Raw genomic sequence first — 18,726 nt, forward strand, 5'->3', positions numbered from 1 at the left:
CCGGTTCTTTTTTATCGACCCGAAGGCGCCTGTCATAAAGTCATGGCAGTTCGGAATGCTCGAAGCTGACCTGTCTTAACTGTTGATTGATGCTTCTTAGTGGGTCACGCAGTGCATTTTCGAACCGCGTCATATGGTGCACCATCCATTCGATCATCGCGGGCCAGTTCGCCTTGTCATATCCGTCAACAGCTTTGGTGTACTGGAGACGACAGGCTTTCTTATCAGGCAGCGGCAGCCAGATCAGTGGAGCATCAAAGTTTTCCTCGATCGTATCCTTCTGTACTTCCAGCCGGTCAAATACAAAGGTATTGGCTTCAGCCTGGCCATTTTGAAGGCTCAACCCAACACGTATCTCACTTTTCCCGAAAATCAACTGATAGGGCATACCACTGATACCAGAGCCTGCGCTAAGCCAGTGATCCCTCATCGGACTGATATTGTTATATAGAGTGCAACCACTCTTGCTGAACTCTTCCAGCGCCTGTTCCCAGAATTTCAGACGCAGGGTGTGTCGATGCTTTTGCTCTGTATCGGCGCTTTTCTCCTCATCCTCCTTGGCAACCATGCCAATCATGAAGTCGGTCGATTCGGGCGTCGGGATGATCTGCTCAACGTTCAGGAAAAGCTCACGGCCGGCCTTGTAAGGCGTCACCTTGAAACACTGACAGGCAATACCAAACTGGCTCAGCCATAGCACGGTATTGGTGACTTCCTTGCGATAACGCGCTGCGACAAGAATAAGACGCTGCGTTTTGATGCGATTGATCTGAGCCGCTTCCAGACCATCGACTTCCAGAAACTCGATTAGATTATCGACGGCACTAGCCGGCGGCTGATCGGTTTCCTGCGCTTTCTGATTGAGATAGCGCTGGTAGATATCCACGACCTGCGACTTGCTCAAATTGGCGCAGTAGCTGGCATATTTCAGTGCCTGCCAGATCACGTCCCGACCGCTATCGTCTAGCTTGTTTTCGATAATGACCAGGTTGCCACTCTTGTCGATGGCGAGTAGATCCAAACGCTCACGGGTATCGTCAAAGCCATCAAACTCCTTTTGAATAATAAGGAGTTCCTCACCATCTGCCTGCGCCAATGCCTGCGGGCAGTTTTCCAGCCACTCCTGCAAATGCTTGCGCTCGCCAAAGCCAAGCTCAGTAAATCTTTTTACTTCTAGAGGATTAATTCGGTTGGTAGAAGCATCGATTCTAAACATTGTTTTCTAACTCCTCATCATCCTCTTCAGTACTCACATATTGAAGAAGAGAGGCACGATATCCCTTTAGATCATGTTCAAACATCAAACGGCTATAAGAAACCTCTCCTCCAGACAACAAACTAAAACTAGAAAACTGCCCATCCAGCCAGTCATTGAACTCTTCATAGTCATCATAATAAATCCTAGCCGACAGGTTAGGATCTGATGATTCTTTGTGCCTTCTGTACAAATATGAGCAAAAAACGTCAGTTATGCCTGCAACAAAACTGGCATCAGTTGGAGTGATAGGACTCACATAATAACCATCATCTCCATGCGAGGCAGCACCGTATCTATTCCTCAACTCAGAAATATTATGAACCATCGAATTTGTTATTATTTTAATCTTATCATTAACATCAGGATTATCGTTTAATTGCAGACAATCTCGAACATTTCTGTAGAGAGGGTTCATGTCTTGGCTTAGATTTGCGTTGCCAAGCCTATCTGAAAGAATGGTTTTAAAAACCGTCTCCAGGAGTGATTTAGATGTATCGAGAACAAGAGAGCAGTCTTGAATTTCTAAAGCATTTTCCAAGCGCTCTTTTTGTTCGTTAAGATGCGTGGCATCCATCGATAAAGAAAATGCCTCGGCACAAAGAAGAGGTCGAGCAAGCGACATTGTTAGACCTCCAATTCGCCAGAAAGAAGCTTTGGCAGCAATGCGTCACGCATCTCTGAAAGATTATTAGAGCTTTTTAAATTTAACTCGACACTTGAGTATTTCTCTCTTGCAACATTGGAAAAAATCGATACTAAACTATCAACAGGTACAACAATCGGAATACCTCGGAAGCTTTTCTTGCTTATCTCCGCAAACGTACTTCCGCTAGCGAGCTGCTTGATATCATCCATAACAGATTCAGCCCATTGAAGAACAAATTCGGGCTGCAGCCTTTTTTTGCAAATCATGGCAATATAGCCTTGATTAATGGCCACAGGAATTTTTGCCAAAGCAAGGTAGCCAACCGGCGCACGGGAAGACATCAAAACCGTATCTACAGGAAGTAGACCAGAGCTTATCTTTGCTAAACCAGCCTCCGTAATTTTTCTTTCTGTCGAAATCATTACCTTACTTTGAGCACCAGAAAGATCCTTTGGGCTAGTCCAATTGATACTACCACTTTCCCAATACTCTTTATTTTTTGTGGGCGGCGTTCCACCCCCTTTGATCTCGACTTCCGTGCCAATGGTTGAACATTCCCACCCGTCCGGAATTTCCCCCAGCTCACTGTCCTGCATTGCCGAGGGAAACAGCGCGGCGGTCTCGAACAGCTCGTTGTAACGCTCGGGATCTTCCGCACGCAGCGCGTCGAGCTGCTCTGCCGTTTTGCCGGAAATAGCCTGCATCGCGGCGCGGTTCATGTAGGATTCCAGATCGCCGACCGCGGGCGGCTCATCAAACTCGGCGGCGTAGCAGACGGGCGAGGCGGTTTCATTCTCTGGCTGGAGCGCCTGCCAGCGCTCGCGCGCGGCGATCTTGGCCTTGACCGGCTCGAAATCAACGAACCAGCTTTTGAATAAAGCTTGGGCCATCTGTTCGAGGGTTTGGTTGATGCGGTGATTAAGTTGGATCTTGTCGTCGAGACTTCCGAGTATTTCAACAATGCGATTTTGTTCTGAAAGCGGCGGTAAATTTAGTTCAAATTTAGAACAATCTGGAACTCGAATATGACTGACTACAGATCCAGTGCCATCGTGCATGCGAAACTGATTTTGAAGATCCACCGACAAGAAGGTGTAAAGTAAAAACCTAGGGTGGATAACGTCTTTATCGACACGATATTGCACAATCCTTTGCCCTAAAAACACAGTATCGCTGAAATCAACCAAGCCCACCTCCCCCATAGGGGCCTCTCTGGTGAGCAAAATATCATCTGGTTCGACGGTGGCCCTTCTAGTCCATTTTTGGTAAGTGTCCTTTGTCACATATCGGCAATTCGCAAGGTCTATTCGGCCATTACGAATATTGGGAGTCCGAATCATTTTATAAGGTGTTGCGTAGTTCACCTGCGGAGCGGTTTTATTGACACAGTCAATTATTAGCTCGCATACATTGCTGATTTGAACTCGATTCCACTTAGAGCTCATAACCCAGCCCCCCAAGATTCCGCTTGATCTCTGCTTCCAGCCGGTCGCTTTCTTCGAACTGCTCTTTCAACTGCGCTGTCAGCCGCGCCATCTTGTCGGCAAAGGGTTCGTCGTCTTCTTCCTGCGCGGCGGTGCCCACATAACGCCCCGGCGTCAATACGAAGTCGTGCTTTTCGATGGCGGCGAGATCGGCGGAGGCGCAGAAGCCGGAGACGTCCTCAAATTCGTCGGTGCGCTGCCAGCTGTGGAAGGTGTCACTGATCCTGGCGATGTCCTCACCCGTAAAGTCGCGCAGCACGCGGTCGCGCATATAGCCCTGCTGGCGGGCGTCGATAAACAGAACCTCGCCCTTGCGACGACGCTTTTCGACGCCGTTGGGCGAAAGGCCGCCGGTCTTGTCGCGGGTCAGAAACCAGATGCAGGCGGGGATCTGGGTGTTGGTAAAGAGCTGCCCCGGCAGGGCGACGATGCACTCGACCAGGTCTTCTTCGACCAGGCGGCGGCGAATCTCGCCCTCGCCGCCGCTGTTGGAGCTCATCGAGCCGTTGGCCAGCAGCAGCGCCATACTGCCTACGGGGGCCAGGTGGTGAAGCATGTGCTGCAGCCAGGCGAAGTTGGCATTGCCTTTGGGCGGGGTGCCGTAGTGCCAGCGCACATCCTCGGCCAGCGACTCGTGCCACCAGTCCTTGATGTTAAATGGCGGGTTGGCCATCACGAAATCAGCGCGCAGGTCCGGGTGCTGGTCATCGAGAAAGCTGTCGGCGTTTTTCTTGCCGAAATTGAAGTCGATGCCGCGAATGGCCATGTTCATCGCGGCCAGCCGCCAGGTGGTGGGGTTGGATTCCTGCCCGTAGATGGAGACGTGCTTTTTCTGTTCGGCGGGGTCGTAGTGATGCTCGCGGGCGTGCTCTTCGACGAACTTGTCGGAAGAGACAAAGAAGCCGCCGGAGCCCATCGCCGGGTCATACACCCGGCCCTTGTAAGGCTCCAGCATTTCGACGATCAGCGAGACAATGCTCTTGGGCGTGTAGTACTGCCCGCCCTGCTTGCCTTCTGCCAGCGCAAACTGACCGAGGAAGTACTCATAGACATGGCCGAGAATGTCCTTGCTTCGCAGGTTGAGCGACTCGCCATCAAGCATCGGCTGGGTAAAAGAGGTATCCGAGAAGGAATTGATCAGCCCGATCAGCTTGTCGTTATCGACCTGAAAGCGGCTAATGCCTTCCAGCACGCCCTTGAGCTTGTCGTTGCTTTTCTCGATGGCTTCCAGGGCGTTGTCGATCAGCCAGCCTACCGAACGCAGGCGCACGTCTTCGCCTTTATTGTCTTGCCAAAGCACCGAACCGGTGGGCAGGGCGGCTTTCTCTTTCAACGTGCTCCAGCGCGCCTCTTTCGGCACCCAGAACACGTTGGCTTCGCGGTAGTAATCGAGAATTTCCAGCTCGTCTTCGAGCGCCTGCTCATACTCGGCGTCGCTGTCGTAATCGTCGCGCGGTAGGAAGTAGATGTTGTCGTCGGCCTCAAGCTTGAAAAGCGCCAGCAACTCGCGCTGGCGCTCTCCAAACGCATCGGAGACGTACTTCAGAAAGATCAGCCCCAGCACCACGTGCTTGTAGTTGGCGGCGTCGAGGTTATTGCGCAGCTTGTCGGCGGCTTTCCAGAGCTTGTCTTCAAGCGCAGTTAAAAACTGGTGTTCGGTATTATCCACTGTGACTCCTGGAAAAAGTATTCGGCTATAAGCTGGCAGAATCATGGGCTTGATTCCGGGCTTATACATTCGATGGTGTTTATTTAACGCGGTCTATTCGAGGGCCCGCAACTCGATTCAAATACGACAGGCAACGCCTGTTTCCGGGTAGCGATATTGGCGATCAAATGATTGAAAAGGACCTACACCGTGGCGACAGAGTAATGGCCGGTATTGGCAATGAGGAACAACGGCTCGGCAAGAACTCCGGTCTGACACCGCGTCGATGAACTCGACAGGTCTCCGAACCAGCGCCGCTATTTCATTTTTGGATGAAAATTAAAATAAAGCGGCACGCTATTTTAACTTCCTGCGGGTTCCACCACTGGCGTGACCCGGAACAGCCTCAGCGCTTTTCCCCTTCGCCTTCATCAGCCTCGACTTCATCATCTCCGCCACGGCCTGAAACACCGGCACGACCACCGAGTTGCCGAACTGGCGATAGGCCTGGGTATCCGACACCGGAATCACGAAGCGTCGCTCGCCCGCAGCGTCAAAGCCCATCAGCCGGGCGCATTCATGCGGCGTCAGGCGGCGCGGGCGGTTTTGCAGGTTTTCGGGGGCATCAAAGGCCAGCGCGTCGTTGAAGCCGCGGTCGACGAGGATCTCCGAGCCGTCCTTGTGATAGCGCGCCGACAGCGTGCGGGCGGTATCTTCTGCCCGGGTCAGGCCGAAGCCGAAGCCGTTGCCCTTTTCCCTGTGCTTGCGGGCGTACTGGTACAGGTAGTTCCAGAGCTTGGGTGTGAGCACATACTTCGCATCAACCTCCGAGTCCAGCAGCTCGCCGAAGGTGGGCTTTTGGGCGGGGAAGTGCGCGCTGATGTCACGCAGGGTGAAGCCGTCATGCACGTTGAGATCGCGGCGAAAGCCGACCAGCACGATGCGCTCGCGGTGCTGGGGCACAAAGTGGCGGGCGTCGATCACCTTGGGGTCGCGGCCCTTCGGGGCGTCCACATCGGCGACGTCATAACCCAGCTCATCGAGTGCTGCGCAGATCACGCGAAAGGTCTTGCCCTGGTCGTGGCTTTTGAGGTTCTTGACGTTTTCCAGCACGAAGGCGGGCGGACGGCGCGCGGCGATGATGCGGGCGACATCGAAAAAGAGCGTGCCCTGGGCGTCGCACTCAAAGCCGTGCTTGCGCCCCAGGGCGTTTTTCTTGGAGACGCCGGCCAGCGAGAAGGGCTGGCAGGGAAAACCCGCCAGCAGCACGTCGTGCTCGGGGATCTGCTCGCGAATGTGGGCGTAGGCGGTCTCTTCATCGACATCATCGCGCGCGGAGAGGGTCACATCGCGGATGTCCTCGTTGAAGCGGTGGGTCTTCGGGTCGCAGTAGTGGTTCGCCTTGTAGGTGCGCACCGCGTATTTGTTCCACTCGGAAGTGAACACACACTCACCGCCCACGGCCTCAAACCCCTGGCGAATGCCACCGATGCCGGCAAACAGATCGATGAAGGTGAAATCAGCCTGATGCTGATGGGACGGCGGCGCGGGCAAAAGCGTGATCAGTACCCGGCGCTCGGCATCGCTCAAAGGCATCTGATGGCGCACCTTGAGATGGCGAATCAGCGCCTCGCGGGTCCAGTGAGCGCTCACTTCTGATAGTTTCTCGGCGACCGCGCCGCGATCAAAGATCTCCAGCACCCGGGCCAGCAGCGCGTTGTCGTCCAGAGCGTCATAGGGGCAGGGTCCGGACGGCTGGGCGCGGTCGGCCTCGAGTTCCGGGGGCAGCAGTTCCGGTAAAAACGGTTCTGATGAAGACAGCGTCATGGGCGCTCGCGGGTCAGTCGGATCAGGCAGGGTGGCAGGCCATTGTAGGGCGAAGCGATGGCTAGTCTCCAGGGCCTCGACGGTGTTTTCTCAGACATTCATCGGTAAGACGCGGCAGCGGCTGGCGCAGGGCGCCGGCCAGAAGGTTCCGGGCCAGGGTCTCGGCCGAATCGGCCAGGTTGCCGAGCACCACGAACCGCGCGGCGGCGATGGCCTTGTGCGACTGGGCCCGGCGCCCATAGAGCGACTCCGACCGGCCGCTGGTGCCGTCCGCTTCGATACTCAGGCGCTTGAGCGCACCACGATCCAGATAGTGGCCGATCACCAGCACGCGATCCTGATGGGCGTGGTCCTGGGTGAGGTAGCCCGGACCTGCCCCCTTGTCCCACCAGGGCTTGACGAGGATGACGTGGAAGGTGTCGATGCCGCAGTCGGCCAGCGCCAGCATGGTCATCACCTGGCCCTTGTTGAGGCCAAAACACAGCCCGCCCCGGCCCTGATACGGGTACTTGTGCTTGATCTCGAGCTGTATCCGCTGCCCGTTGGGCAGTTGCAGGATCGTGTCGATGTCCCACAGCCAGTCAAGAAAGGGGGCCAGCGCGCAGTTCTTGTAGAGCCGATGAAGCACGATGTCGTGAAACATGTCGATGCCAACCCGGCACTCGGTCATGCGCCAGAAGGCCCGGGTGGTGCGCAGGGTCTCGCACACGTCCGGGTCGGGACGGCGAAACTCGAGTTCGCGTTTTTGACAGAGCTGCCCCAGAAAGGTCTGTAACGCGACGCCGTTATATCCGCCATAGCCGTCAATCAGAAAGTCTTGTAATGCCCGGTCGTAGCGACAGCGCACCACGGCGCGCGGATGACGGCCCGACAGCGCATCGAACACCGCATCGATCTCTCCTGCAGGCTGATGCGCCCAGAGCCACCAGGCGATCTGTCTGCCGCGACGGCCGGCCCGTACCAGTGACAGCGGCAGGATCATCGCCCCGTGAGCCTCAAGCCTTGCAAGAATGCCCTCGACCAGCGCCTCCACCACCAGCCCTTCCAGCAGGCGGTGCTTGTCCATCGACAGCAGCCTCATCTGCGTGTTCGGACAGTCGATGTCGATCTCGTTGAGCCGTCCCAGCGGCGTCAGCAGTGCCATGTCGATGCGCCTTATACATTATCTCTAATGTATTGACGGCAGATATCGCGCTCACTGTAATCAGCCGCTCTGCTCGGCGTCCTCGCGCTTGGCGCTCTTGTGGCGCTCCTCGTTCAGGCCCAGCTTCCAGTAGCTCGACACATAGAGATCGCCCTTGACCACCTCGCGCTCGGCCTTGAAGTAGTGGCGCAGCTTGCGCATGGCAGAGAACTCGCAGGCCGCCCAGACGGCCGGGCGGCCATCTTCCCAGTCGATCGCCCGCACCGCGTCAGGCAGTACGTCGCTGTTATCCCCCGGATGCTCGTTGATCACCCAGTGCAGTTCGATACCCTCGGGCGCGGCAAGCGGCTGAATGTCGGCCTCGCTCAACACCTCGATCACCGCGTGGCCGCGGGCGTGTGCGGGCAGGTGTTCCAGGTTGTCGCTGATGGCCGGCAGGGCGGTCATGTCACCGGCGAGCAGGAACCAGCCGGCGCTGGCATCGACGCGCTTGCGCGGACCGGGGCCGCCAATCTCGATGATGTCACCGGGGGCAGCGCGCTCAGCCCACTGCGCCGCCGGGCCGCCGTCCTCGTGGAGCACAACATCCACATCGATGGCATCGGTTCGCTGGGCGCGCACGGTGTAGGTGCGCATGAAGGGCGTGCCGTCATCGCGGGTGAACATCAGCTTGATGTAGGTGCCGGCCTGATCGTCGGGAAAGGTCGCCATACCCTCACCGCCAAGTGTGACGCGCAGCATGTGCGGGGTGATGAGGGCCTTGTCGAGTACGGTAAAACGGCGGGGGGCGGGGCGGCTCATGGGGTCTCCTGTTCGCGATCGAGCTGTTCGGTCATGGCGTTGACGGTGTCGATGAAGGCATCGGCCTGGTCAGTGCTCAAGGCGGCCACCATCTGCGCATCGCACGCTTTTTCAATGGTTTTGATCCGCTCGCGCAGCGCCCGGCCGTTCGCGCTCAAGGCCAGATGCGCAGCGCGGCTATCGGTGGGGTGTGGGTGGCGCTCGATCAGGCCCTCGCGCTCAAGCTCGCGGGTGACCCGGGTGATCAGGCCCTTGTCCTGCAACAGCGCTGCGGCAATCTCGCGGGCCATCACGCCCTCGTGGCGGCCGATCTCGCCAAGCACGCGCAGATGCGACAGCGGCAGGATAATGCCGGCTGCCATGTAGCGCTCGCGCAGGACACGTTTGTAGGCGTGCAAAAGCCCGAAGAGGGCGTTGCCGGCAGAAGACATGACGTCACGACCTGAAATGAAAATGATTCTCGATACGATCCAGCATATGGTTGATATTGTCAACCATCTAGCCAGGCATAACGCAGAACGCCCACGCCTGATCGGGGCGGGCGTTCTGAGTGAGACGGCAGAATTCGCTACCGGCTACAGCATCATCGCGGCCACCCAGGCAAACAGCAGCATGCCGAGGTTGGCGTGCAGAAAGGTCGGGATCACGCTGTCTCTGATGTGGTCATGCTGACCATCGGCATTGAGCCCGGCAGTGGCGCCCAGCGTAATGGTGGAGGCCGGTGAGCCGGCATCACCCAGTGCCGCCGAGGCGCCCAGCAGGGCGACAGTGGCCAGCGGCGAGAATCCCAGCGCCAGCGCCAGCGGAATATAGATCGGCGCCAGAATCGGCACGCTGGCAAAGGAATCGCCAAAGCCGATGGTAATGAAAAGCCCTACTACCAGCATGATCGCCGCGCCCAGCGCCATATTGCCGCCGATCAGATCCGCCGCGGCGCTCACCAGCGGGGCGATCTCGCCGGTAGCACTCAGCACGCCGGCAAAGCCCGAGGCCACGGTAATGATGACCGCGATCTGCGCCATCATGCGAAGCCCCTGGGTGAAGACATCATCCTGCTCGCGCCAGCGGAAAATGCCGGTCACGCTGATGATCATGAAGCCGATCAGGGCGCCCAGCAGCAGCGAATCAAAGGCAATCTGACACCACAGCGCCACGGCCAGCGCGATCATCGTCATCACCAGCTGGCCGATGTTGAGCGTCACCGGGGCCTGCGCTGGTGACTGGGGTGTCGCGGCACTGGAGGCCTGCAGGACGGGCGTGTCAGACGTTGAAGATGCATAGTCGCGTGGGCGGCGATAGGTGATCAGCACCGCCACCAGCATGCCGGCAATAATGCCCATGACAGGCAGAAACATCGCCCTTGGCGCCATGGCCGCCGTGGCGGTCAGCCCCAGCGGCTCGCCCACCTGGTTGACGTTGGCCAGCAAAATCTCGTTGAGATAGATCGCCCCGAAGCCAGTGGGCAGCAGCAGGTAGGTGGCACTCATGGCGCAGGCCAGAATGCAGGCGATCGCCCGTCGGTCCAGCCGCAGCCGGTTCATGAGGCCCAAAAGCGGCGGAATCAGAATCGGGATGAAGGCGATGTGCACCGGCACCAGATTCTGCGACAGCAGCGAGGCGACGATCAGGATCGCAAACAGCAGCGCCCTGATGCGGCGATCCGTGCTCTTCGTGTTGCTGTCCAGTGCGGTGGAAAGCCTCGAAGCCAGCAGTTCCAGCAGGCCGCTGCGCCCCAGCGCCACCGCCAGGGCACCGATCATGACGTAGGTCAGCCCGACCTGCGCGCCCACCAGCAGATTGTCATTGAATGCCGCCAGTGAAGCCTCCACCGACAGCCCCGCATGAAGCCCGCCGAGCAGCGCCGCCGCAATCAGGGCAATGGCCACCGGAATCTGCAAAAGACACAACGTCACCATCAACACGATCGTGAGCACCACGGCATTGATGTGATAGCCCACGGCCTGCGCGACCAGGTAGAGCACGGCCAGAAAGGCCAGCACCGGCAACACGCGACGACGGGCGAAGCGGTCCCGACCAGAGGACGCGTCGAGAGAAAGGGTTGGGGACATGATCCTGCCTTGTGAACGGTTATTGTTGTCCGCCCGATCGGGCGTGGCGCGATCATATCAATGCAGGCGTGATGACGCTGCGTTCTTCGCCCCTGTCAGCGGTTCAACAGCCGCTCACCGAGCGCGCTCAGAAAGGCCTCGGCCACGTCGTGTTCATAGCGGTAATAGGTCCACTGGCCCATGCGCTGGGACGAGACAAGGCCGGCGCGTGACAGGGTCGACAGGTATAGCGAGGTGGTCGGCTGGGAAAGTCCGGTCTTCTCGCGAATATGGCTGACGCAGATGCCCCCGGGCGGGGCCATCTCTTTCTGAGGCGGGAAATGGCGTTCCGGCTCCTTGAGCCAGCACACAATGTCCAGACGCACCGGGTTGGCCAGTGCGCTTAAAATCGTATTGATATCCATGATCAGGGCCAGGCGTTGGGAGCCGGATCAGTATACGCACTCACGGCCGGACTGCCGAGACAGCCCGGCCAATGCGCATCAGCGAACCAGAGTATCCAGTGCGCTGGTATCGAAGTCGTGTAGCTCATCGAGGCGGCCGTCACGGACCTTGTTCGCCCACTGCGGGTCGGACAGCAGGGCCCGGCCGATGGCGATCAGATCGAAATCACCGCGGCCGCGCCACATGGCCAGCTCCTCGACATTGACCCGGCTTTTGGAGGTCGGGTCTTCCTCACGGGTGAAGTGCCCGGTGCGGAAGGTCTTGTCCAGACCCACACTGCCCACGGCAATGACCGGGCAGCCGGTCAGCTCACGCGTCCAGGTCGCCAGCGTTTTGGTGCTGCCTTCAAAGCCCGGCTCCCATACGCGGCGCGTGCTGGCATGGAAGATGTCCACGCCGTCCTCGGCCAGCGGCTTGAGCAGCTCGCCCAGGGCCTCGGGGGTCTCGGCGATGATTGCCTCGTAGTCAGACAGCTTCCACTGCGAGAAGCGGAAGATGATCGGGAAGTCCGGGCCGACCGCGTCACGCACGGCGCGCACGATCAAGCGCGCAAAACGCAGCCGGTTCTCGACGCTGCCGCCGTACTCGTCAGTACGCTGATTGCTCTCGGGCCAGAAGAACTGGTCGATCAGGTAGCCGTGGGCGCCGTGCAGCTCGATACCGTCAAAGCCGATCGCTTTGGCATCGCGCGCCGCGCGGGCAAAGGAGGCCACCACGTCCTGGATATCCTGCTCGGTCATCGCCTTGACGACTTCCACGCCGTCTTCAACGATCGACATCGGACCAAAGCCCGGCACGCTGGCGTCCGGCTCAACCCCCGGGCGACGCTCGCGCCCCACGTGCCACAGCTGCGGCACGATTTTACCGCCGGCGGCGTGAACGCCCTCGACCACCTTCTGCCAGCCGGCCAGCGCCGCCTCGCCATGAAAGGCCGGCACCTGTGGGTAGCCGTTGGCGCCGGGGTGATCGATATAGGTACCTTCGGTGATGATCAGGCCCACGCCGCCTTCGGCGCGGCTCTTGTAGTAGGCCGCGACGTCATCACCCGGCACGCCGCCCGGCGACTGGTTGCGCGTCATGGGGGCCATGACAATACGGTTGGGAATGGTCACCGGGCCCAGCGAGAGGGGTTCAAACAGCGGAGCGGCCAGCGTTTGTGCAGAAGTCGTCATGTCATCCACCTATTGATATAGAAATATACCAATATATTTAAACAGAGCGACCATAGCGTGACAATCCCCTGCTCGCCTGCAGGGAGCGACACAGGGTCGCGGGGCATGTGATCGGCATGCTGTCCGCCATTGGTGCTGGTGATCGCCCCGGATGAACGCCATGCTATAAGCAACCCGTGTTACCAACGCGTCTGTCACTGCAACGGTTGAACACCCCACTGTCCCTTTACCAAGGAGCCCCGTCATGACCCTGGATCAGGCTGCCACCAAGACGCTTATCGACATTGTTCGCCACGCCGCGAAAACCGAAATTCTACCGCGCTTTCGCATGCTCGATCCCGACACCATCGACACCAAAAGCGGTCCGGATGATCTGGTCACCATTGCCGACAAGGGGGCCGAGAAGGTGATCACCCAGGGGGTCGCCAGGGCCTTTCCGGAGGCCACCATCGTGGGCGAGGAGGCCGTGGCCGAAGACGCAACGCTTCTGGACACCATTCGCGACGCCGAGATGGCGGTGATCATCGACCCGATCGATGGCACCTGGAACTTTGCCCGCAATCTCAATCAGTTCGGCGTGATTGTGGCCGTGGTCAGCCGCGGCGAGACCGTTTTCGGTCTGCTGTATGATCCACTGGTCGATGACTGGGTCATGGCCCGCAAGGGGGAGGGCGCCTGGTATGGCCGCCCGGACGGCACGCAGCGGCGCCTGCACATGTCCAGCACCTCGAAGCTTTCCAACATGACCGGCTCCACCTCCATTCGCCGCTTCCCGAAGGAGACCCAGTACGATCTGGCCGGACTTTTCCCTGACTTTGATCGCATGATGTCCTTTGGCTGCGCCTGTCACGAATACCGCACCATGGCCTTCGGCTTTGTGGACTTCATGCTCACCGCCAAGCTGATGCCCTGGGATCACGCCGCCGGCGTCATGATCGTTCAGGAAGCCGGCGGTTATGCCGCGCTGCTCGACGGCACGCCGTATAACCCCACGATCCATCAGGGCCGCATGATTGCTGCCAACTCAAAAGACAGCTGGGAAGCCCTGCGCGAAAAGTTCGACTTCCTGATCGACTGATCTGCCTCTCCTGTCCGGCGCGCCTCTGGTGACGCGCCGGCGGCCCATGACGAAACCGGGTGATTGTCCGTGATGACCTGCAGCGATCACGATGGACACTGACACGGTTTTTCCTCATATTTTCCTCATATTCATTCCAACTTTGCCGCCGGCGCTATGATACTGATAGATTTAAATGGCTGGCCATTAAATCGCGCACTATATAAGTTACAGTCATGACTGATCACAACGACAATTTCGAGCAGGACGGAGACTTGCTGGCACTGGAATCGCAGCTCTGCTTTGCGCTCTATGCCACACAGCTTTCCATGAGCAAGCTTTACCGACGGCTTCTCAAGCAGCTGGAGCTGACCTATCCCCAGTATCTGGTCATGCAGGTGCTGTGGCAAAAGGACCATCTGACCGTTTCAAGCATTGGCGAGCGACTGTCTTTGGATTCCGCCACGCTCACACCACTGCTCAAGCGCCTGGAAAGCGCCGAGCTGGTCAGGCGTCAGCGTACCCGTGAAGACGAACGCCAGGTCGAGGTGTCGCTGACCGACCGGGGCAGTGCCCTGCGTGAAAAGGCCCGCACGCTGCCCGCGGAAGTTGAACGCGCCTCGGGCTGCTCAACATCGGAAATGAAGGCGTTGCGCGATCAGCTCAACGCTTTAAAGCAAAATCTGGATCGTATCTGACCCTTTTTTATCCATTTATATCGCGCGCTATCCAATAGCGCATATTGAACACAGGAAATATCAGCATGTCGATCGAAAAGGTACTCTACCGCGCCAGCGCCCAGGTCACCGGTGGCCGTGAAGGCCGCGCCGTTTCCTCCGATGAAAGACTCGATGTCGCCTTGAGCACGCCGAAGGCGCTGGGCGGCAAGGGCGGGGATGGCACCAACCCGGAGCAGCTTTTTGCCGCCGGCTATTCGGCCTGTTTCCTGGGCGCGCTCAAGCATGTGGCCGCTCAGGAGAAGGTCAGCCTGCCGGAAAACGCCTGGGTCGGTGCCGACGTGGACATCGGGCCGATTCCGACCGGTTTTGGCATCGAGGTGGCACTCAATATTCATCTCTCGGGCATGGATGAAGCCCGGGCCAATGATCTGGTCGAAAAGGCTCATGTGGTGTGTCCCTATTCCAACGCCACCCGCGGCAACATCGACGTGACGCTTAACGTCGAAGTCTGAACAGCGTCCGCAAAAACGCCTGAACCAAAAAACGCCCGCCTGTTTCACAGGCGGGCGTTTTCATGCTGCAACACCACGTGTGATCGTCGACATGTTTCACGTGAAACATTGTCTTTTTTTGACCCTGAAGACTCCCTATTTAAGCCCCAGCCGTCGTCCGAGCCGGTGCAGGTTGGCGCTGTCCATGTCGAGCGCCCGGGCACTGGCCGCCCAGTTGTGATCGTGTGCGGCCAGCACCTGTTCGATGTGGTGGCGCTGGAAGGTGTCAGTAGCCTCACGCAGGGAAAGCATGTTATCCACAACCGGTGGCGGGCAATCGGGTGTGGATAAGCGATCCGCCGCAGGCTCGACATCGCTCGAGCCGGTTTCGACCGGCAGATCCAGATGCTTGATCCCGATACAAACCACGGCCGATCGGCGCGACTCCGGGCGCGCCTCGCCCATGGCGCGCAGGGCGGCCCGGCTCAGGGTATGTTCGAGCTCGCGCACATTACCGGGCCAGTGCCAGGCCAGCAGGGCCTGCTCGGCGCTGATGTCCAGGCGCAGGTTGGCAAGGCCGAGCCGCACCCGATTGTCCTCCAGAAAATGGCCGGCCAGCAGCAGAATGTCCTCGCGTCGCTCGCGCAGCGGCGGAATACGCAGCGGAAAGACACTCAGGCGGTGATAGAGATCCTCGCGAAAGCGCCCGGCTGCCACTTCTTCGGCAAGATCCCGGTTGGTCACGGCAATCAGGCGCACATCCACCTTGATGGGCTGATCGCTGCCCAGCGGCTGAATCTCGCCCTCCTGCAGCACCCGCAGCAGTCTCGGCTGCTGGGCAAGCGGCAGCTCACCGATTTCATCCAGCATCAGGGTGCCGCCGTCGGCCATCGCAAAATGACCGCGATGGTCGCGACTGGCGCCGGAGAAGGCGCCGCGGCGATGGCCGAACAGGGCGCTTTCGATCAGCGATTCCGGCAGCGTGGCACAGTTGACCTTCACCAGCGGGCCGTTGCTGCGCCGCGAGCGCTCGTGCAGATAGCGGGTGAGGCGCTCCTTGCCCACGCCGGTTTCACCGTGCAGCAGCACGCTCAGATCGGTGGGCGCCACCAGCGCCAGGCTTTCATACAGCCGCGCCATGGCCGCGCTGTGCCAGCCGGGCGAGTGCAGCGACGCGCTCTGCTCTGATGACAGCACCTGATTGAGCCGCGAACGGGTATCCTCGAGCTGACCGGTCAGACGCAGGCAGGTGGCCAAAAGCTCCGCGGCGGCCATCAACTCCTCATCGTCAATGCCGGCCATCTGCTCGGGAATCAGAGCATCCAGCGTCAGCATGCCCAGCAGCCGATCACCGTCGCGCAGCGCCACGCCCATGCAGTCATGCACGTGGGTCAGATCGGCATCAAGGAGGCCATCGAAAGGGTCCGGCAGGGCACAATCCCGTGGAAAACGACAGACCTGCGGGTGCGCCGCGATGGCGGCAAGCCTTGGATGAGCCGCCAGCTGAAAGCGTCGGCCACAGACTTCATGTCCCATGCCGAGCACCGCTACCGGCTGAAGTCCGCCTTCCACGCTGACCATCAGCGTACTGGCATCGGCCGGATAGTTACCGACCAGTGCGGCCAGCAGCCGCGACCACTGCGGATGCAGCTCATCAAGGCGCTTGCCGTCACTCAATGCCGCCAGCAGCTCGCGCAGCGCCCGGGAAAAGATGGTCATATCGACACTCCGTCTGCTCGATGGTCATTTTGACATGCTAAAACAGAGTCATTATGACCACGGTCGCGGCATCAATACCAGCGCGTCCTGATGGACGAGTACCCGCCACACCGCCTCCAACGGGCGCTGCGGCGGTGGTAGTGTGGCAGGCTGTCGCAGTACGCCCGGTCTGGCACGGGTCTTGCGATATCAAAAGGGTCTCTTGTTTTTCCTGTCGCCAGGAGGGCGCCATGCTTAACCAAAAGCAGCTTGAAGTCATCAATGCCACAGCCCCGGTCGTCGCCGAACACGCTGAAACCATCGCCAGCACCTTTTACCCGTTGATGTTCGAGCGCTATCCACACGTGCGTTCGATGTTCAACATGCGCCACCAGCAGACCGGCGAACAGCCCCGGGCGCTGGCTCGCTCGGTGGTCGCCTACGCCCTCAATCGCAACGACCCGGAAGCGCTGGAAAGGCTCATGCGTCCGATCGTCAACAAGCACGTGGCGATCAATCTGCAGCCCGATCAGTATCCCATCGTGGCCGAATGCCTGATGGCAGCGATCGGCGAGGTGCTGGGTGATGCCGTGACCCCCGAAGTAGCCGATGCCTGGAGCGGGCTCTACTGGGAGTTTGCCGATCGACTGATCGATGCCGAGGAAGCAACCTATCAGCAGCTGGAACAGGCACCGGGCGGCTGGCGCGGCGAGCGTGCTTTCACGCTGGTCGATCGCGTGCCGGAAAGCGAGGAGATCGTGTCGTTCTACTTCAGACCGGCCGATGACAGCCCGGTGCGCACCTTCCAGCCGGGGCAGTATCTGGGCGTGTCCCTTGAGATCGACGGCGAACAGGCGCTGCGCCAGTACAGCCTGACGTCCCTTCCGGGGGATGACTTCTATCGTATTTCGGTCAAGCGTGAGGGCCAGGGACGCGCCAGTCGCCACCTGCACGATCACATCAACGTCGGCGATCATGTGCAGCTGCTGGCGCCGGTCGGGGAAATGGTGCTCGATGATCGCGATGCACCGGTGATGCTGATCAGCGGCGGCGTCGGCCAGACCCCGATGCTGTCGCTCATGGCCCAGGCGCTTGATGCCGGCCGCCAGGTGATCTATCTGCACGCGGCGCGCAACGCAAACGTCCACGCCTTTCATGAACACCTCAAGGCCATGGTCGAGCAGTACAGCTGCCAGCTGACTTACCGCTACGTCTACAGCCATCCGGACACGCCCGACGACAAGCGTCACAAGGGCATCATCGATCGCGCCCTGCTGGCGGATTATCTGCCGCGCGAGGTAACGCCGAGCTGCTATTTCACCGGTCCCACCGGCTTCATGCGCGATGTGGACAATGCCCTGGCGGCACTGGGCATCGATACGCCCTGTCGCCATTTCGAGTACTTCGGCCCCTCCGGTCAGCTGCACTGATCGCACCAGACCGATCGACGGCGAGCGTGGTTTACAGGTGATAGACCTGACTGCGCCCGCCATCGACAAGAATGTCGGTGGCGTTGATAAAGCGCGCCTCGTCACCGGCCAGAAACAGCGCCGTTGCGGCGACCTCGTCGGCCTCGCCCAGACGACGACAGGGGATGAGTTCGGCCTGACGCGCGCGTTCAGCCGGGCGTAACCCGTCAAGCCAGGCCTGCGCGGAGGGCGTTGCAATCAGCCCAGGCGAAATCGAATTGACCCGAATGCCCCGGGCCGCGTATTCAATGCCCAGCGAACGGGTCAGCCCGATCAGGCCGTGCTTGGCCACCGGATAGGGAAAGGCCCCGGGAATGATCCGATGCCCATGGACCGAGGCGATGTTGACCACATGGCCGCGCGACTGCGCAAGCATCGACGGCAACAGCGCCTGAATGCAGTGCCAGGCGCCTTCCAGATTGATAGAAAGACAGCGCTGCCAGAGCTCGGCATCCACCGCCAGCGGGTCGGAGAAAACGTTGACGCCGGCGGCGTTGACCAGGATATCGATCTTGCCCAGAGCGTCGAGCGAAGAGGCCATGACGCCTCTGACGGCATCATGATCGGCCACGTCCACCGTCTCGACATGAACCCTGCCGGGATACGACCGCCCCAGCCGGGTGCCCTCTCGGATCAGGGCAGGCGCGTCCTGATCCAGCAGTGCCACGCTTGCCCCTTCAATGAGAAAACGCTCGACCGTGGCAAGCCCGATGCCGCTGGCAGCCCCGGTCACCACAGCCCGCTGTCCCTGAAGTCTCATGTACCGCCCTCGTGATGATTCGAGTGATCATCATCGCAGCTTCGGGGCACACCGCGTACACGCCCTTGTGATGAGCCA

The 18,726-nt window shown here is 59.4% G+C and carries 17 protein-coding genes; 4 read left to right on the forward strand and 13 right to left on the reverse strand.

The genetic code is table 11. The annotated features are described in order from the left end of the window. Positions 1-40 precede the first annotated feature (40 nt). The 11 genes from Q0931_RS03905 to Q0931_RS03955 form a co-directional block, all read right to left on the reverse strand. The gene (locus Q0931_RS03905) at positions 41-1,216 is read right to left on the reverse strand and encodes a DUF4268 domain-containing protein (protein ID WP_299257488.1); all 1,176 of its coding nucleotides are present in this window, start codon (positions 1,214-1,216) and stop codon (positions 41-43) included. After that, positions 1,209-1,880, reverse strand: coding sequence for an abortive infection family protein (locus Q0931_RS03910; RefSeq protein ID WP_299257490.1), 672 nt, complete (start codon positions 1,878-1,880; stop codon positions 1,209-1,211). The genes Q0931_RS03905 and Q0931_RS03910 overlap by 8 nt, the downstream gene beginning before the upstream one ends. A gap of 2 nt (positions 1,881-1,882) precedes the next feature. Further along, complete coding sequence (locus Q0931_RS03915) at positions 1,883-3,349, reverse strand: restriction endonuclease subunit S (RefSeq protein ID WP_299257492.1); 1,467 nt, start codon at positions 3,347-3,349, stop codon at positions 1,883-1,885. After that, positions 3,339-5,057, reverse strand: a complete 1,719-nt coding sequence (locus tag Q0931_RS03920) for a class I SAM-dependent DNA methyltransferase (RefSeq protein ID WP_299257494.1) — start codon at positions 5,055-5,057, stop codon at positions 3,339-3,341. Before Q0931_RS03920 ends, Q0931_RS03915 begins: the two co-directional genes overlap by 11 nt. A 336-nt stretch (positions 5,058-5,393) precedes the next feature. After that, positions 5,394-6,863, reverse strand: a complete 1,470-nt coding sequence (dcm, locus tag Q0931_RS03925; RefSeq protein WP_299257496.1) for a DNA (cytosine-5-)-methyltransferase — start codon at positions 6,861-6,863, stop codon at positions 5,394-5,396. 61 nt (positions 6,864-6,924) lie between these two features. Further along, on the reverse strand, positions 6,925-8,007 hold the full coding sequence (locus Q0931_RS03930; protein ID WP_299257498.1) for a hypothetical protein: 1,083 nt from the start codon (positions 8,005-8,007) through the stop codon (positions 6,925-6,927). Positions 8,008-8,067: 60 nt separating this feature from the next. Beyond that, positions 8,068-8,808, reverse strand: a complete 741-nt coding sequence (locus Q0931_RS03935) for a siderophore-interacting protein (RefSeq protein WP_299257500.1) — start codon at positions 8,806-8,808, stop codon at positions 8,068-8,070. Continuing rightward, positions 8,805-9,239 (reverse strand): MarR family transcriptional regulator, encoded by a 435-nt coding sequence (locus Q0931_RS03940; RefSeq protein WP_299257502.1) that lies wholly within the window; start codon positions 9,237-9,239, stop codon positions 8,805-8,807. Before Q0931_RS03940 ends, Q0931_RS03935 begins: the two co-directional genes overlap by 4 nt. Before the next feature lie 144 nt (positions 9,240-9,383). Continuing rightward, entirely contained in the window at positions 9,384-10,877 is a 1,494-nt protein-coding gene (locus Q0931_RS03945; RefSeq protein WP_299257504.1) for a Na+/H+ antiporter NhaC family protein, read from the reverse strand. A 95-nt stretch (positions 10,878-10,972) separates the two neighbouring features. After that, positions 10,973-11,281, reverse strand: a complete 309-nt coding sequence (locus Q0931_RS03950) for a metalloregulator ArsR/SmtB family transcription factor (protein WP_299257506.1) — start codon at positions 11,279-11,281, stop codon at positions 10,973-10,975. Positions 11,282-11,359: 78 nt separating this feature from the next. Then, positions 11,360-12,493, reverse strand: coding sequence for an NADH:flavin oxidoreductase (locus tag Q0931_RS03955; RefSeq protein ID WP_299257507.1), 1,134 nt, complete (start codon positions 12,491-12,493; stop codon positions 11,360-11,362). A gap of 244 nt (positions 12,494-12,737) precedes the next feature. Here Q0931_RS03955 and Q0931_RS03960 point away from each other — a divergent pair, with 244 nt between their 5' ends. The 3 genes from Q0931_RS03960 to Q0931_RS03970 all read left to right on the forward strand — a co-directional run bounded on the left by Q0931_RS03960 (position 12,738) and on the right by Q0931_RS03970 (position 14,742). Then, positions 12,738-13,571 (forward strand): inositol monophosphatase family protein, encoded by an 834-nt coding sequence (locus Q0931_RS03960; protein WP_299257508.1) that lies wholly within the window; start codon positions 12,738-12,740, stop codon positions 13,569-13,571. 215 nt (positions 13,572-13,786) lie between these two features. Further along, positions 13,787-14,248, forward strand: a complete 462-nt coding sequence (locus tag Q0931_RS03965) for a MarR family transcriptional regulator (protein WP_086900393.1) — start codon at positions 13,787-13,789, stop codon at positions 14,246-14,248. A gap of 65 nt (positions 14,249-14,313) precedes the next feature. Next, complete coding sequence (locus Q0931_RS03970; RefSeq protein WP_299257513.1) at positions 14,314-14,742, forward strand: organic hydroperoxide resistance protein; 429 nt, start codon at positions 14,314-14,316, stop codon at positions 14,740-14,742. Between the two features lie 135 nt (positions 14,743-14,877). On the opposite strand, the gene norR is transcribed toward Q0931_RS03970, so the two are convergent. Continuing rightward, the gene (gene norR, locus Q0931_RS03975; RefSeq protein ID WP_299257515.1) at positions 14,878-16,440 is read right to left on the reverse strand and encodes a nitric oxide reductase transcriptional regulator NorR; all 1,563 of its coding nucleotides are present in this window, start codon (positions 16,438-16,440) and stop codon (positions 14,878-14,880) included. 230 nt (positions 16,441-16,670) lie between these two features. Between norR and hmpA the strand changes: the two genes are divergently transcribed. Next, entirely contained in the window at positions 16,671-17,849 is a 1,179-nt protein-coding gene (gene hmpA / locus Q0931_RS03980) for an NO-inducible flavohemoprotein (protein ID WP_299257517.1), read from the forward strand. Positions 17,850-17,880: 31 nt separating this feature from the next. On the opposite strand, the gene Q0931_RS03985 is transcribed toward hmpA, so the two are convergent. Beyond that, the gene (locus Q0931_RS03985; protein WP_299257519.1) at positions 17,881-18,648 is read right to left on the reverse strand and encodes an SDR family oxidoreductase; all 768 of its coding nucleotides are present in this window, start codon (positions 18,646-18,648) and stop codon (positions 17,881-17,883) included. Positions 18,649-18,726: the final 78 nt, after the last annotated feature.

This window comes from uncultured Kushneria sp. (assembly GCF_947497025.1).
Lineage (GTDB): Bacteria > Pseudomonadota > Gammaproteobacteria > Pseudomonadales > Halomonadaceae > Kushneria.